At 68.8% G+C, this 15,260-nt stretch carries 14 protein-coding genes; 6 read left to right on the top strand and 8 right to left on the bottom strand.

Annotation, left to right across the window (positions count from 1 at the left end; genetic code table 11):
• Nucleotides 1-44 precede the first annotated feature (44 nt).
• The 4 genes from RJ05_RS20870 to trhA all read right to left on the bottom strand — a co-directional run bounded on the left by RJ05_RS20870 (nt 45) and on the right by trhA (nt 3,510).
• Nucleotides 45-950: a phosphatidylinositol mannoside acyltransferase gene (locus RJ05_RS20870; RefSeq protein ID WP_036539659.1), complete on the bottom strand. Its 906-nt coding sequence runs from the start codon at nt 948-950 to the stop codon at nt 45-47.
• The gene (locus RJ05_RS31030) at nt 947-1,114 is read right to left on the bottom strand and encodes a hypothetical protein (RefSeq protein ID WP_156090836.1); all 168 of its coding nucleotides are present in this window, start codon (nt 1,112-1,114) and stop codon (nt 947-949) included. Before RJ05_RS31030 ends, RJ05_RS20870 begins: the two co-directional genes overlap by 4 nt.
• Before the next feature lie 70 nt (nt 1,115-1,184).
• Nucleotides 1,185-2,768 carry an adenylate/guanylate cyclase domain-containing protein gene (locus RJ05_RS20865; protein WP_036539657.1) on the bottom strand — a complete coding sequence of 528 codons (1,584 nt, stop codon included), beginning with the start codon at nt 2,766-2,768 and terminating at the stop codon, nt 1,185-1,187.
• Between the two features lie 76 nt (nt 2,769-2,844).
• Entirely contained in the window at nt 2,845-3,510 is a 666-nt protein-coding gene (gene trhA, locus RJ05_RS20860; protein WP_036539773.1) for a PAQR family membrane homeostasis protein TrhA, read from the bottom strand.
• Nucleotides 3,511-3,679: 169 nt separating this feature from the next.
• Here trhA and RJ05_RS20855 point away from each other — a divergent pair, with 169 nt between their 5' ends.
• Nucleotides 3,680-4,468 carry an isoprenyl transferase gene (locus RJ05_RS20855; RefSeq protein WP_081597448.1) on the top strand — a complete coding sequence of 263 codons (789 nt, stop codon included), beginning with the start codon at nt 3,680-3,682 and terminating at the stop codon, nt 4,466-4,468.
• 146 nt (nt 4,469-4,614) lie between these two features.
• Here RJ05_RS20855 and coaA read toward each other — a convergent pair whose 3' ends face one another.
• Nucleotides 4,615-5,547 carry a type I pantothenate kinase gene (gene coaA, locus RJ05_RS20850; RefSeq protein ID WP_036539655.1) on the bottom strand — a complete coding sequence of 311 codons (933 nt, stop codon included), beginning with the start codon at nt 5,545-5,547 and terminating at the stop codon, nt 4,615-4,617.
• A gap of 180 nt (nt 5,548-5,727) precedes the next feature.
• Between coaA and RJ05_RS20845 the strand changes: the two genes are divergently transcribed.
• Complete coding sequence (locus RJ05_RS20845; RefSeq protein ID WP_036539768.1) at nt 5,728-6,933, top strand: hypothetical protein; 1,206 nt, start codon at nt 5,728-5,730, stop codon at nt 6,931-6,933.
• Between the two features lie 186 nt (nt 6,934-7,119).
• Nucleotides 7,120-8,415, top strand: a complete 1,296-nt coding sequence (gene glyA / locus RJ05_RS20840) for a serine hydroxymethyltransferase (protein WP_036539653.1) — start codon at nt 7,120-7,122, stop codon at nt 8,413-8,415.
• A gap of 397 nt (nt 8,416-8,812) precedes the next feature.
• Here the strand turns inward: glyA and RJ05_RS20835 are convergent, their stop codons facing one another.
• The gene (locus RJ05_RS20835; protein WP_036539651.1) at nt 8,813-10,012 is read right to left on the bottom strand and encodes an FAD-dependent monooxygenase; all 1,200 of its coding nucleotides are present in this window, start codon (nt 10,010-10,012) and stop codon (nt 8,813-8,815) included.
• Nucleotides 10,013-10,125: 113 nt separating this feature from the next.
• On the opposite strand from RJ05_RS20835, the gene RJ05_RS20830 reads away from it, so the two are divergent.
• The gene (locus RJ05_RS20830) at nt 10,126-10,872 is read left to right on the top strand and encodes a TetR/AcrR family transcriptional regulator (protein WP_036539649.1); all 747 of its coding nucleotides are present in this window, start codon (nt 10,126-10,128) and stop codon (nt 10,870-10,872) included.
• A gap of 33 nt (nt 10,873-10,905) precedes the next feature.
• Here RJ05_RS20830 and RJ05_RS20825 read toward each other — a convergent pair whose 3' ends face one another.
• On the bottom strand, nt 10,906-11,343 hold the full coding sequence (locus RJ05_RS20825) for a DUF6841 family protein (protein WP_036539646.1): 438 nt from the start codon (nt 11,341-11,343) through the stop codon (nt 10,906-10,908).
• 80 nt (nt 11,344-11,423) lie between these two features.
• Here RJ05_RS20825 and RJ05_RS20820 point away from each other — a divergent pair, with 80 nt between their 5' ends.
• Complete coding sequence (locus tag RJ05_RS20820; RefSeq protein ID WP_036539643.1) at nt 11,424-11,843, top strand: limonene-1,2-epoxide hydrolase family protein; 420 nt, start codon at nt 11,424-11,426, stop codon at nt 11,841-11,843.
• 126 nt (nt 11,844-11,969) lie between these two features.
• Here the strand turns inward: RJ05_RS20820 and RJ05_RS20815 are convergent, their stop codons facing one another.
• Nucleotides 11,970-13,259: a GAF domain-containing protein gene (locus RJ05_RS20815; protein ID WP_081597452.1), complete on the bottom strand. Its 1,290-nt coding sequence runs from the start codon at nt 13,257-13,259 to the stop codon at nt 11,970-11,972.
• Between the two features lie 156 nt (nt 13,260-13,415).
• On the opposite strand from RJ05_RS20815, the gene RJ05_RS20810 reads away from it, so the two are divergent.
• On the top strand, nt 13,416-15,233 hold the full coding sequence (locus tag RJ05_RS20810) for an NAD(P)/FAD-dependent oxidoreductase (protein WP_036539640.1): 1,818 nt from the start codon (nt 13,416-13,418) through the stop codon (nt 15,231-15,233).
• Nucleotides 15,234-15,260 lie beyond the last annotated feature (27 nt).

Raw genomic sequence — 15,260 nt, 5'->3', positions numbered from 1 at the left:
CGCCCGCACGGGGCGGATGTCGTCCCCGCAGCGGTTGCCGCCCCTCAGCGCGCCTGCGACTTCCGCGCTTGCTCCCGTGCCCGGTGATCGGCCGTCCACAACGGTTGCAGCATGTGCCAGTCGGCCGGGTGGGCGGCGATGGCGGTGGCGAAGGCGTCGGCCAGGGCTTGGGTGGTGGACTGCACACCGCCGGTGGTGTCGATCGGGGCGCCGACGCTGAATCCCCAGCCGTCAGGGGTGAACCAGCAGTGCACGGGGAGCAGCGGCGCACCGGTGTCGATCGCCAGACGCGCCGGGCCCGCAGGCATGTGGGCCGGTTCGCCGAAGAAGGTGACCGGCACACCCTTGCCGGACAGGTCACGCTCACCGAGCAGGCACACCACGCGCCCCTGCCGGATCCGCTCGGTCAGCTGCGTGAACGGCGGGGTCGTACCGCCGGTGAGCGGGATGATCTCGAAACCTAGCCCCTCGCGGAAGCGCACGAACCGACGGAACAGCGATTCCGGCTTCAGCCGCTCGGCGACCACGGTCGGCGCACCGATCCGCTGCACCACCCATAGTCCCGCCAGATCCCAGTTGCCGCTGTGCGGCAGCGCCAGCACCGCGCCGCTACCGCTGTCGACCGCGGCGCGCACGTGCTCGAGCCCGGTGGCGGAGGATTCGATGATGTCGGCTACCGCGACCGGATCCATCGACGGCAGCCGGAACGCCTCGCACCAATAGCGGGCGTAGGAGCGCATGCTCGCGCGCATCAGCTCGTCGGGCACCTGGTCCGGCGTGGTGCCGAGGACCCGAGCCAGGTTGCGCCGCAACTGATCCGGGCTCCCGTCACGGACCGACCGAGCGGCCGCGCGGTCGAACAGGGCAAACGCCCACCGCTGCGGTAGCGCCCGCACCAGCCCCCAGCCCGCCGCGTACCCGAGGTCCACGGCCGTGGCTTTCAGGTTCATCGATCACCGCCGGCGGGGGCGCCGGCTTCATCGGTCGGCGCGGAGCCGGTGCCCGCGCTGCTGAACACCGGTGCGACGGCGGCGCCGTCCTCGGCCGAGGCGGCGGTAGGGGTGGTTTCATCGAGGTGACTGAACAAACTCGCGGGTGGTGATTGACGATTCATCCCTGAAGTCTCCTCTCACAACATGAACCGTGGGCGTCCGGCTACCGTTTCGTGCGTGCCGGCTCCCGGTTCAGGCAGGTCCGGCGGCCGGGTCGCGAGTGGGGGCGGGCGCCGGGCGCGGAGGTTCGACGATGGTGGTGCCCTCGTCGGCCACCTGATCCGGCGGTGTCGACTCATCCTGCGGCAGATCGGTCCACGACGGTGTCGGGTCGCTCATCCCGCGCAGCGGCAGCTCCCCATAGGGCTCCCATGTGGCGCGTTCGTGCGGTGCGGCGGCCTCGATGACCGATTCGCTCACCAGGATCCGGCGATGCACGGCCTTGGCCGCGGTGGTGAGCCGGGCGGCCTCGTTGACGGCGTCGCCGATGACGGTGAACTCCAGCCGGGTGTCGGTGCCGACGTCACCGGCGAACACCTGCCCGCGCGCGACCCCGATGCCGATGTCGAGCTCACCGGTGGCCAGCACCTCGTCCCGGATCCGGCGGGCGGCCCGCAGGGCGGGGGTGGCGTTGTCGCGCAAGGCGATCGGCGCTCCGAAGATGCACAGCGCGGCATCGCCTTCGAACTTGTTGACCAGCCCGTTGTTGTCCTCGGTCGCGGCGACCACGATCGAGAGCAGCCGATTGAGCTTGGCCACGAACTCCTGCGGCGGCAGGCCGGTGGAGATCTCCACCGAACCGGTCACGTCGACGAACAACGCCGACACCACGCGCACATCGCCGGTCAGGTCAACCCCGCCGGCCAGCGCCCGCTCGGCCACCTCGTCACCGACGTGCCTGCCGAACACATCGCGCATCCTGGTCCGCTCGCGCAGCGCGGCCGCCAGTTGATTGACCGAATGCTCGAGCCGGCCGATTTCGCTGGCGCTGTTCACCGACACCCGCACCTCGAGGTCGCCGTGGGTGATCCGGTCCAGCGCGAAGCGGAGTTTCCGCATCGGGGCGGCCACCGCGCGAGCCAGGGTCGCGGTGGCGAGCGCGCCGACGACGATGCCCAGCGCGGCCACATAGATTCCGGTGCGGATGCGATCGGAGGGCCCCGACACCGGATCGGCCAGCACCACGATCAACATCGACAGCGGCATCGCCCCCGACACCGCCCAGGTGAGCACCACCCGGACGAACACCGTCGAGCTCCAGTGCATGGTCGCACCGAGCACCCCGGCCACGATCGGGATGGTCGGGCGGATCAGCCGGTCCACGATCAGGAAGGTGAGCCCGGCCGACTCCAGGCCGCCGATGACGAACATCGACGCCATCACCGCCAAGTCGTCCTGCTCGGTCACTTCGGCGAGCACGATCGAGGCGATGATCACGCCGGGCAACCACAGCGCCAGTGCGCGGGTGGTGATCGCGATCGGCAGCCGCAGTAACCGCCTGGCCTCGTCGGGCGTGGGTTTGCGGGTCTGGTCGAGCCAGGCGAAATAGACGGTGCGGTCGCGGATGGCCAAGCCGATGCCGACACCGAAACCGATGGCGGGGTAGACCGCGACGACGGCGAGCGCGCGCAGGATGTCGGGGCCGAGCCGGTCGAAGAACCCGCCGAGCCACAGCTGGGTGACGATGACGGCCAGACCGCTGAGATTGCAGGTGATCACGACCGCGGCCAGACCCCAGCGCGCCCGGAGCGCCCAGACCACCAGACGGGTGATCATGGCGTGCGCTCGGGCTGCGCGGTGCTCATTGCGGCAGCGACTGACACGAACGAGCAGCATAGAACGCCGGAGGCGGTCAGCGCAGCAGCACCAGCCAAACCGCAACGTAGTGCGCCAGCGCCGCGAGCACCGTCGCGGCGTGGAAGAACTCGTGGTGACCGAACACTTCCGGCCACGGATTCGGCCATTTGGTGGCGTAGAGGATGGCGCCACCGCTGTAGATGAGGCCACCGACCAGCAGCAGGATGAGCGGAGCCAGGCCCACATTGTCGTAGAGCTCACCCGCCACCGGCACGATCGCCCAGCCGAGCAGCAGATACAGCGGCACGCCGACCCAGCGCGGTGCGGTCGGCCACAGCAGTTTCAACGCGACACCGGCCAGCGCACCTGCCCACACCACGATCAGCAGCGTGCGTCCGGTGGAGCCGGGCAGGCCGAGCAGCGCGAAGGGGGTGTAGCTGCCCGCGATGAACAAGAAGATCATCGAATGGTCCGCGCGTTTCATGCGGATGCGGGCGCGCACCGTCTGCCAGGTGACGCGGTGATAGACGGCGCTGACGCCGAACAGCAGACAGACGGTGAGGCCGTAGACGAGCGTCGACCACACGGCGGTGGTCGACACCGTGGCCGCGGCGACGACCAGCGCGATGACCCCGATCGCCGCGATTCCGACGGCCCAGGTGTGGATCCAGCCGCGCATGCTCGGTTTGACCAGCGCGGCGAGCGCGTCGGCTGGGTTGATCGCTTCGTCGGCCGCGTCCTCGGCCGCGGTGGTGGTGTCGACCGGATCGGTCACCAACTACCTCCTGAGTTAACTCGCGAGTAACCTACGGAACCGTAGGTTGCCGGTCCGATCGTCACTGTACCGGGAAACGCGGCCGATGCCGCGGACAACGTGACGAGGCGTACTGTTGGACGCCGTGGAGTTTCCGAGTCGGGTGCGTGGCTTTCCGTATCGCGTCTACGAGGCCCGGCTGGCCAAGCAGCTGGCAGGCAAGCAGCATCCCCGCCACGTTGCGGTGATGTGCGACGGCAATCGGCGCTGGGCCAGGGAGAACGGCTTCACCGACGTCAGCCATGGGCACCGGGTGGGTGCGCTGAAAATCGCCGAACTGGTGGGCTGGTGCGAGGCCGCCGGCATCGAGATGGTCACCGTCTACCTGCTGTCCACCGAGAACCTGCGCCGCGATCCGGAAGAGCTGGAGACGCTGTTCGAGGTGATCACCGACGTCGTCGAGGAACTGTCGGCGCCGGACCAGAACTGGAGTGTGCGGCTGGTCGGCTCGCTCGACGGATTCCCCGAGCTGATCGCCAAACGGTTGCGCACCGCCGCCGAACGCACCAGTGGACGCAACGGCGTGCACGTCAACGTGGCCGTCGGCTACGGCGGCAGGCAGGAGATCACCGACGCGGTGCGCTCGCTGGTGCGCCAGGAGATCGCGGCCGGGGAGACCGGTGAGGACCTGGTGCAGTCGATCACCGTCAACGCCATCGGCCAGCACCTCTACACCTCCGGCCAGCCCGATCCCGACCTCGTCATCCGCACCTCCGGTGAGCAGCGGCTGTCGGGTTTCCTGCTGTGGCAGAGCGCGTATTCGGAGATCTGGTTCACCGAGGCGTACTGGCCGGAGTTCCGGCGGGTGGATTTCCTGCGCGCCCTGCGCGATTTCGCTGCGCGACACCGGCGATTCGGAGTTTGAGCACCGGCGATTCCGCGGCACGGCAGAGCCGGTTCGGCGCCGCGGCAGAGCCGGTTCGGCGCCGCGGTAGCGCTGGTTCGGTGAGTGCGCACCGCCGGTTCAGCGGCTGAGCAGCGCGGCTCGGTACATGAGCGGATCGCGCCGGCTCACAATTTCCGCAACCGCAGCCGATTGATGGTGTGGTCGGAGTCTTTGCGCAGCACCAGCGTCGCGCGCGGACGGGTGGGCAGGATGTTCTCCACCAGATTCGGGCGGTTGGTCGAGTTCCAGATGTCCTTGGCGGCCGCCGTCGCCTCCTCGTCGGTGAAGCGAGCGTAATGGTGGAAATGCGCCTTCGGATCGGCGAATCCGGTCTTGCGCAGGCTGAGAAACCTTTGCACATACCAGTTCTCGATGTCCTCGATGCGGGCATCGACATAGATGGAGAAGTCGAACAGATCCGACACCATCAACCGCGGACCGGTCTGTAAGACATTGAGGCCCTCGACGATGAGGATGTCGGGCTGTCGCACGCAATGGAACTCGCCGGGCACGATGTCATAGGAGATATGCGAATACACCGGCGCACACACTTCCGGCGCACCGGATTTCACCTCGGTGACGAAACGCAGCAGTTTGCGGCGGTCGTAGCTCTCCGGGAATCCCTTGCGATGCATGATGCCGCGGCGGGTGAGTTCGGCGGTGGGGTAGAGGAACCCGTCGGTTGTGACCAAATCCACTCGCGGATGGTGATCCCAGCGTGCCAGTAGCGCTTGCAGCACGCGCGCAGTGGTGGATTTACCCACCGCGACACTGCCGGCGACACCGATCACGAATGGCACCTGCTGGTCCGGATGCTTTTCCCCGAGGAAGGTCGCGGTGGCCGCGAACAGCCGCTGACGTGCGGCGACCTGCAAATGAATGAGCCGGGCGAGCGGAAGATAGACCTCGGCGACCTCTTCCAGATCGATCTGCTCACCCAGACCGCGCAGGCCGCGCAGTTCTTCCTCGGTGAGCACCAGTGGAGTCGATTTCCGCAGTGTGCGCCACTGTTTCCGATCGAATTCCACATACGGGCTCGGCTCGCTCATCCGTGCCACTTACCCGACGCTCCATTCCGGCAAACACGCACACATATCGCACCGGCGCTGTGAGATTCGGACTAACTGTGGCCGCATGGCTGAATTCTGCGCCTAGCCGCCGCACACCGGGAAAAGGGGGTCGCCTACCGGCCGGTAACTCCCGGCGCCGTGCTGGTGGAACCGCTATCGTCGGCTGCCATGGAAGCGCATCCGCTCGTCACCGATTACCTGCGGCTCGGCCTGGCCTTCGACCGCCTGGAGGAGGGTTTCGTCGACGCGTTCACCGGCGATCCGGCGCTGCGTCGGGAGGTCGAGAACGCCCCCGCACCCCAGCCCCGCGAACTCGCGCGACGGGCGCTGGCCCTGCGCGCCGAACTGCCGGGGGCGGGTCTGGCGCCCGAACGTACCGAGTTCCTCGATGTGCACCTGCGCGCGCTGGAATGCTCGGCCCGCAAGTTCGCCGGGGACGACATCGGTTTCGTCGACGAGGTGCGCGCCTACTTCGACGTCGACATCGCACCCGGCGACGAGGCCGACTACCGCGACGCACACCGCAAGATGGATGAGGTGCTGGCCGGCGACGGTCCGCTGGCCGAACGCATCGCCGCGCACCGGCAGGCCGACGAGATCCCGCCGGAGCGGCTGGCCGCCTGCGTGGAAGCGTTCTCCGGCGCGCTGCGCGAGCTGGTGCGTGAGCGGTATCCGCTGCCCGACCATGAGCACGTCACCTACGAGATCGTCGGCGACAAACCGTGGTCCGGCTTCAACTACTACCTGGGCAACTTCCACTCCAAGGTCGCGATCAACTCCGATCTGCGCCAGCACATGGCCAACCTGCCGCGGCTCATCGCGCACGAGGCCTACCCCGGCCACCACACCGAGCATTGCCGCAAGGAGGCCGGGTTGGTCGCCGCCGGGCAGGCCGAGCAGACGCTGTTCCTGGTCAACACCCCGCAGTGCCTGATGGCCGAGGGCCTGGCCGACCTGGCGCTGGAGGCCATCGTCGGGCCGGGCTGGGGCCGCTGGGCGCAGGAGATCTACGCCGACCTCGGCCTGCGCTTCGACGGCGAACGCGCCGAACGACTGTCGCAGGCCTCGGCGCAGCTGCTCGGGGTACGCCAGGACGCCGCCCTGCTGCTGCACGACCGCGGCCGCGACGCCGACGAGGTCGCCGAGTTCCTGCAACGCTGGAATCTGACGACACCGGAACGGGCCAGGCAATCGCTGCGCTTCCTGTCCTCGCCGCTGTGGCGGGCCTACATCAGCACCTACGTCGAGGGCTACCGGCTGCTCGGCGGCTGGCTGGACCAGGCGCCCAGCGCCGACGAGCGGGCCGACCGGTTCCGGCGGTTGCTGGATGAACCCCTGACGCCCGGCGCGATCCGAGCCGTGCAGGCGGCCTGACCGTCGTTCGGTCCGGGCGGTGCGGGCGGGCCGAACGTCCTCCGATCAGGGCAGTGCAGGTGGCCCGAGCCTCGTCGCCGGGACCCCGAGCGGCGAAAAGGTCGCCGGAAAGGCGTGCGCAGCGGTGCGCGATGTGCTATCCGACCCCGTTCGGCCGGGCGGGGCGGCAGCAAATAGACTATCCGGGTGACGCAGACGACCGCTTCTGTCAATACCCAGTCTCTCGGTGAACTCGATCCCGAGGTCGCTGCCGCGATGGCAGGAGAGCTCGCCCGCGAGCGCGACACCCTCGAGATGATCGCCTCGGAGAACTTCGTGCCGCGCGCGGTCCTGCAGGCGCAGGGCAGCGTGCTCACCAACAAGTACGCCGAGGGCTACCCGGGCCGTCGCTACTACGGCGGCTGCGAGCACGTCGACGTCGTGGAGAACCTGGCCCGCGAGCGGGCCAAGGAACTGTTCGGCGCCGAGTTCGCCAACGTCCAGCCGCATTCGGGCGCCCAGGCCAACGCCGCGGTGCTGATGTCGCTGATGAACCCGGGCGAGAAACTGCTCGGCCTGGACCTGGCCCACGGCGGTCACCTCACCCACGGCATGCGGCTGAACTTCTCCGGCAAGCTGTACGAGGTCCACTCCTACGGCGTCAGCAAGGAAGACCACCGCGTCGACATGGACGAGGTGCGCAAGATCGCCCTGGAGGCGCGGCCGAAGGTGATCGTCGCGGGCTGGTCGGCCTACCCGCGGCATCAGGATTTCGCCGCCTTCCGCGAGATCGCCGACGAGGTCGGCGCCTACCTGTGGGTCGATATGGCGCACTTCGCCGGTCTGGTCGCGGCCGGGCTGCATCCCTCGCCGGTGCCCTACGCCGACGTCGTCTCCTCCACCGTGCACAAGACCCTCGGCGGTCCGCGCTCCGGTCTGATCCTGGCCAAGCAGGAGTTCGCCAAGAAGCTCAACAGCTCGGTGTTCCCCGGCCAGCAGGGCGGGCCGCTGATGCATGCCATCGCCGCCAAGGCCGTCGCGTTCAAGATCGCCGCCACCGCCGAGTTCGCCGAGCGTCAGCAGCGCACCCTGTCCGGCGCCAAGATCCTGGCCGAGCGGCTGACCGCCGCCGACGTCGCGGGCAAGGGGATCAGCGTGCTCACCGGCGGCACCGATGTGCACCTGGTGCTGGTGGATCTGCGCAACTCCCAGCTCGACGGTCAGCAGGGCGAGGATCTGCTGCACGAGATCGGCATCACGGTCAACCGCAACGCCGTTCCGTTCGATCCGCGTCCGCCGATGGTCACCTCGGGCCTGCGTATCGGCACCGCCGCCCTGGCCACCCGTGGCTTCGGCGACACCGAGTTCACCGAGGTCGCCGACATCATCGGCACCGCGCTGGCCGGTGGTTCCGATGTCGAGACGCTGCGCGGACGGGTCCGCAAACTGGCCAATGACCTGCCGCTGTACCAGGGGCTCGAGGACTGGCGCCTGCTGGGCTGAGTTCGGCCGACATTCTCCGGACGACGCGCCTGCGATCGGCACTTGCCGAATTGTGGGCGCGTCGCCGCTTTTCGGGCGGCGTCGTGGCGGCTCGAGCCCACGGCCCCCGGCAACTCGGCGGTATCCGCCCCAGGCACGGATAGGCATCGACCGCCTCGCATGACGCAGGCGCAGTCCCCAGCGCCGACTCATCCGCACTTCGCCGTGGGCCGGCAGGCGACGTGCGCCGCCGCCGCTAGTACGCCGTGGCGTGGCGCAAAGTCCACACGTCGTCTGGACGCCGTGCCGCGAGTTCGCCGCGCCCTCTGCGGGCGCGGAGCCGGATACGCGGGTGGGTGTTCGAAGGCCGGGGGTCGACCTCGCACCGGCAGGTGATGCCGCGGCGGTCGACGACGCGTTACCGCTCGGTCGAACCGGCACCGGCGGCGACAATGCCCGGGTAATCGCGCAGCTCGATGTCGTTGGCGCCCTTGTCGCCGAGCTTCACCATCAGCCCGAACAGCGGTGTGTTCAGGAACCAGTCGCGGGCCCGGATGCCGAAGGCGGTTTTGGGGGCGAGGAAGCGGCCCGGATCGCTGGAACCCGCGATCTTGTTGTAGCGCCGCATGATCGCGTCATACCGCGGGAAGGCCACGGTGTGATCGCCGTCGGCGACGGCGAGTTCGCCGGCGAGCACGTAGGCGCCGACGATGGCGAGTCCGGTGCCGAACCCCGCGAGGGTGTTGCCGTAGCCGGCGTCACCGACCAGTGCGACCCGCCCGTTGACGCACGAGGTCATCTTCACCACGCTCAGCGAATCCAGATAGAAGTTCGCCGCCTCGTCGAGTTCGGCGAGCATGCGCGGCACCTCCCAGCCGACGCCGGCGAAGGCCTGCTTCAGGATTCGGCGCTGGGCCTGCTCGTCGTCGCGGGCGTAGTCGAGTTCGGGGGAGGCGAACATGTACATCTGCTCGGCCTTGGGGCCGCCGCTGACGGCGAGCCTGCCCGGCGCGTTGTGCGCGTACGCGACTTCGCGGCGCGGCCCATCGGTGCGCCGGGACCCGGTCCCGGAATTGGCGAGGGCGTAGTAATAGCCGCGGTGGTGGACGTAGTCGCTTTCCGGTCCGAAGGTGAGGGCGCGCACCCGTGAGTGCACCCCGTCGGCGCCGAAGACCAGGTCGAAGGTGCGGGCCGGGGCGCGTTCGAACTCCACCCGCACCCCGTCGGCGGTCTCGGTGAGGGCGCGAATCGAATCGCCGAAGAGGTAGGCGCAGCTCGCTGCGGTGCGCTCGTACATGAGCTCGGCCAGATCGCCGCGCAGGATCTCGAGGTCACCGCCGGTGAAATCGCCGGAGATGAGCGAGCGGCGCTTGCCCGCGGCGTCCACCAGCACCATGTCGGCACCGCCGGTCCGCCGGTCCCGGACGGCGCCGAGGACGCCCATCCGCTCGAGCACCGTCAGGTGGGTGGCGCCTTTGAAGTCGACGGCCTGGCCGCCCGGACGCGGTGCGGGGGCGCGTTCGACGACGGTCACGTCGAAGCCGTAGCGGTCCAGCCAGTAGGCCAGGGCCGGACCGGCGATGCTCGCGCCCGAGATGAGAACGGCCTTGTTACGCACGATCGCTCCTTCAGTGGTACCAATTGAGTCCGGCAGAAACTGTTTCCAGTGGACTCGGATAAGCGTATGGTAGACACAGTTTCTGGTCAACTCCTTTCCGGAAGGACATCGCGATGCCGGCTCAGACCGTGGTCGAACTGCTCTGGGGCACCGGGCGTCAGGCCAAGCGCGGCCCGAAACCGTCGCTGTCGCCGGCGGCCATCGTCGGCGCGGCCATCGACCTGGCCGATGCCGAAGGGATGGCCGGTGTCTCCATGCAGCGGGTCGCCGAACGGCTCGGGTACACCAAGATGTCGCTGTATCGGTACGTACCGGGTAAGTCCGAGCTGGCCGCGTTGATGCTGGAGCACGCCCTCGGCGCACCGCCGGATATCGCTGCGGCCCAGGCGGTTTCCGATGTGGCCCCATGGCGGGCAGGTCTACGCCGCTGGGCCGAGGAGATCTTCCGTCGGTATCGGGCGCACCCGTGGACGCTGGAATTGTCCACCGGCATCCGGCCGATGGGGCCGAACGAACTCGGCTGGCTCGAGGCCGCTCTGTCGGCCATGGCGGGGATCGGCCTGACCGGGCCGGAGCGTCTGGATACCGTCGTGGTGCTCAACGGTCATGCGCGCAGCCTCGCGGCACAGCACGGCGGCACCCCGGCCGAAGGCATGGAAGAGCAGTTGATGCGGCAGATGGCGGAGGTGATGGAGGCAGCGGGAGACCGGTATCCCGAGGTCGCCGCCGCCATGGGCGAGCAGGCCGGCGGTGCATCGGCCCGCGATGATGCCTTGAACTTCGGCATCGACCGGATACTCGACGGCCTGCAAGCGCTCGTGGACCGCCGCGCGGACCGGGCGCCCGGCCGCAAGGCTTAGTGGATCCATCGCTCGGATCGGGCGAGTGGCCTGTTACGTCCCTGGCAGTTGGATGCCCTTCTCCGCCGCCAGCTTGGTCAGCTTCTCCATCTCATCGATCGCCACCGCGACGTAGGCGTGCGGGCCGTCGTCGTCGCGGCGCAGCAGGTATTCGTAATCGCCGTCGGTGAGCAGCTCGTCGGCGTCGTCGTAGAAATGCCAGCGCACGTGCACGCGGGCGATGCTCGCCGTCAGGTCGACGTGTTCGAGCAGCGTGTGGTCGACTCGCGCCAGCCCGAGCTGCTGGTAGAAGGGGTAGGCCTGGGACAGCGCCTGCGCCAGCTCCGCGCGCGAATGCAACGCGCCGACGAAGCCGTCGCTGACGATGGTGCCCGGCATGCCCCACAGCGAGGCCGAACGTTCGGCGTCATAGGCCGACAGCGCGGCCTGGTACTCATCCAGAAACGACTCGATCTCATCCCGAGTGGTCATAGCCCCAACGTATCGCCGGGAGGCCGATTCCGGCGGCGGAATGGACCGCCTCCGGCGCATCCACCACCTACCCTCGATCCATGAGCGAAATCGAGCTGGAGCAGGACTCGATCACCACGGTGCGCGAATTCTTCGCCGCGCTGGAGATCGGCGCGGTGAGCGAGGCGCTGGAACTGCTGCACCCCGACATCGTCTGGAAGAACACCTCGCTACCGGATGTGCGTGGCGAACGCCGGGTGGCGCAGTTGCTGCGCGGGCTGAACCGGGATCGGTTCGGTTTCGCCGCGATCATGCACCACATCGCCGCCGACGGACCGATCGTGCTCACCGACCGCACCGACATCCTGCGCATCGGTCCGGTGCAGATCTCGTTCTGGGTGGCGGGCACCTTCGAACTGCGCGAAGGGCGAATCATCCTGTGGCACGACCACTTCAGCTGGGAGAACTTCCTGCGCGGGGTGGTCGCCGGCGCCTGGAAGGCGCTGTTCGCGCGCGGTTGAACACGGCGGCGGCGGCGCGTGGCTCCCGCCTACCTCGAACTCGAGGGACGTCTGTGCTCGCGAATCTCCGCCCGCGTCGAGGCGGGCGGGTGGGTGGCCGACCGTCGGCCCGCCCGCGAGGGCGCGTCAGCCGAGGGCGGACCCGGTTCCGGCACCGGCGAGCGCGCGAACACCAGGGCTGGTAGAGGTGCGGACGAACGCGCAGTCGGCCAACCTGTCGACGTCACCGAGGGTCAGGTCGAGCCGCACCGAGGCCTCCAGTCGGTAGGGCCTGCTCTCGATGATCGAGCCGAGCACCCGCCGCAGCCGCGACAGTTCCGCCCGCACGGCGACCGCGTGGTCGGGGTCGCCGTAGAGGGCGTGACTCAGATCGGCGACCGACATCCCGCGACGTCCACGCAGGTGCAGCAGCAGCAGAATCTCCGCATGCCGCACCGACAGTGAACTGCGCCAATCGGATTCACCGCCGACCGCGCTGACGACCGGCGCGCCGGACAGATCGAGGTTCATCCGGATCCCGCTGTGCGCGCCCGCCCCGAGCGGGCGCACCAGCCACCCGCCGCGCAGCGGCTCCGCCGAACAGACACCGAGCCCCGGAACCTGCACCGCGCGTTCGGCATTCGGAATGGCGATGCGCTGGGGTGTGGCGATGCCGGTGGCGTGGGCGACCCAGCCGTGCTCGTCCACCAGCAGGGCCGGACCGGTCAGCGTGGACAGGGTGGGCATGGCGGTGCTGCGCAACCGTTCCAGCCGGTCCTGTTGCAGCCGCGCGAGCTGGCCCTCCGCCAGCCGGGCACCCGCGCCGACCAGGGCGGTGAGCGCCGGATGCAGCGTGAGCGCCGGTCCGCTGACGTCGACCACGCCGAGCAGTTCACCGGTGCGCGGATCATGAATCGGCGCCGCTGTGCAATACCACGGGTGCTGGGACTGCTCGAAATGCTCACCCGAGAACAGTTGCACCGGACTGGCTTCGGCGATCGCCGTGCCGATGGCATTGGTGCCGACCACCGATTCGGTCCAGGTGGCCCCCTCCTGGAAACCCAGAGTGTCGGCGCGGCTGCGGACCCGCGGCGAACCGGCACGCCACAACACCACACCCTCGGCATCGGTGACCACCATGATCAACTGCGATGCGTCCGCGACCCCGGCGATCACCTGCATCAACTCGCCGATCACGCCCGCCAGCGGCGACATGCGGCGGCGTCGCTCCACGTCCTCGAGTCCGAGGACCGTGCGGGTGTTGGCCTGGTCGGGCACCAGACCCGCCGCCAGCACCCGCGACCACGAGCGCGCCACCAGCGTGCGCGGGCGCAACGGGGAGCGTCCGCCGCCGATCACCGCGTCGTGCATGCGTACCAGGTCGCGGGCGTACCGGGGCAGGTCGGTCCCCGGTTCGATCGCGCCGAATTCGCCCACGACATCCATCCTGATCTGCTCGGTGCGCGCGGCCGGGCGAGGCTCGCGCGTCTCGCCGCGTGCGCACACCGATGTTGCAACGCCTTGCAACGATTGTGACACCGCTTCTGCTGACGTGTGCTGTAGCTCACAGATCCGCTGGAGAAGGAGAATCCGATGACCCGGACACTGGAGCCGACGCCCGATACGCAGACACCGCAGCAGCGCGTGGACGCCTGGCTGCGGGATTTCGAGACGGCACTGGCGGACCGTGACGTCGAGGCCGCGGCCGCGATGTTCGCCCTCGACGGTTTCTGGCGCGATCTGGTCGCCTTCACCTGGAACATCAAGACCCTCGAAGGCCGCGAGGACATCGCCGACATGCTGGGCGCGCGGCTGGACGGCACCGATCCCGGCAACTTCCACACCACCGAAGAGCCCACCGAGGACGGCGGCGTGATCACCGCGTGGATCGGCTTCGAGACCGCCGCGGGCCGCGCGGTCGGGCATCTGCGGCTCAAAGATGAGGGCGCGTGGACGCTGCTGACCAGCCTGCGCGAGCTGAAAGGGCATGAGGAGAGCAAAGGTCCGCGCCGGCCGCGTGGTGTGGTGCACGGCGCCGACCCGGACCGGGTGACCTGGTCCGAGCGCCGCGCCGAGGAGGAGCGCGAACTCGGCCGCAGCCGTCAGCCGTATGTGCTGGTGGTCGGCGGCGGCCAGGGCGGGATCGCCCTCGGCGCGCGGTTACGCCAGCTGGGGGTGCCCGCGCTGGTGGTCGACAAGCACGAACGTCCCGGTGACCAGTGGCGCAAGCGGTACAAGTCGCTGTGCCTGCACGATCCGGTCTGGTACGACCACCTGCCGTATCTGCCGTTCCCGGACAACTGGCCGGTGTTCACCCCCAAGGACAAGATCGGCGACTGGCTCGAGATGTACACCCGGGTGATGGAGGTGCCGTATTGGTCGAAGACCACCTGCACCTCGGCCACCTACGACGAGATCGCGGGCGAATGGGAGGTCGACGTCCTGCGTGACGGCGAGGCCATCGAACTGCGGCCCACCCAGCTGGTGCTGGCAACCGGCATGTCGGGCAAGCCGAACATCCCGAATTTCCCCGGGATGGACCGTTTCCGTGGCGAACAGCACCATTCGAGCAAGCATCCAGGCCCGGACGCCTACGCGGGCAAGCGCGCGGTGGTCATCGGCTCCAACAACTCCGCCCACGACATCTGCGCGGCGCTGTGGGAGGTGGGCGCACAGGTGACGATGGTGCAGCGCAGCTCCACCCATATCGTGCGCTCGGATTCGCTGATGGAACTCGGCCTCGGCGATCTGTACTCCGAACGTGCCCTGGCGGCGGGCATGACCACCGACAAGGCCGATCTGACTTTCGCCTCGCTGCCGTACCGGATCATGCCGCAGTTCCAGATCCCGGTGTACGAGGCCATCCGCGCCCGCGACGCCGAGTTCTATGACCGGCTCGAACGCGCCGGCTTCCAACTCGACTGGGGCGACGACGGTTCGGGCCTGTTCATGAAGTACCTGCGCCGAGGCTCCGGCTACTACATCGACGTCGGTGCTTCGGAGCTGATCGCCGACGGCGAGATCGCGCTGGCGCACGGCGAGGTCCGCGAACTCACCGAGGACGCCGTCGTCCTCGACGACGGCACCGAACTGCCCGCCGACCTCGTCGTCTACGCCACCGGCTACGGCTCGATGAACGGCTGGGCCGCCGACCTGATCGGCCAGGACGTTGCCGACAAGGTGGGCAAATGCTGGGGCTACGGTTCCGGCACCACCAAGGATCCGGGGCCGTGGGAAGGCGAGCTGCGCAATATGTGGAAGCCGACCAGGCAGGAGGGCCTGTGGTTCCACGGCGGCAACCTGCACCAATCCCGGCACTACTCGCTATATCTCGCGCTGCAACTCAAGGCCCGCTACGAGGGCATCCCCACGCCGGTCTACGGGATGGGGCCGGTACACCATCTGAGCTGATTTTTCCGTCGACTGCCGCACCGACCA

This window comes from Nocardia cyriacigeorgica NBRC 100375 (genome assembly GCF_000308555.1).
In the GTDB taxonomy this organism is placed as follows: Bacteria; Actinomycetota; Actinomycetes; order Mycobacteriales; family Mycobacteriaceae; genus Nocardia; species Nocardia cyriacigeorgica.
Note: the sequence above shows the minus strand (reverse complement) of the source record. Positions and strands in the feature narration are given on the sequence as shown.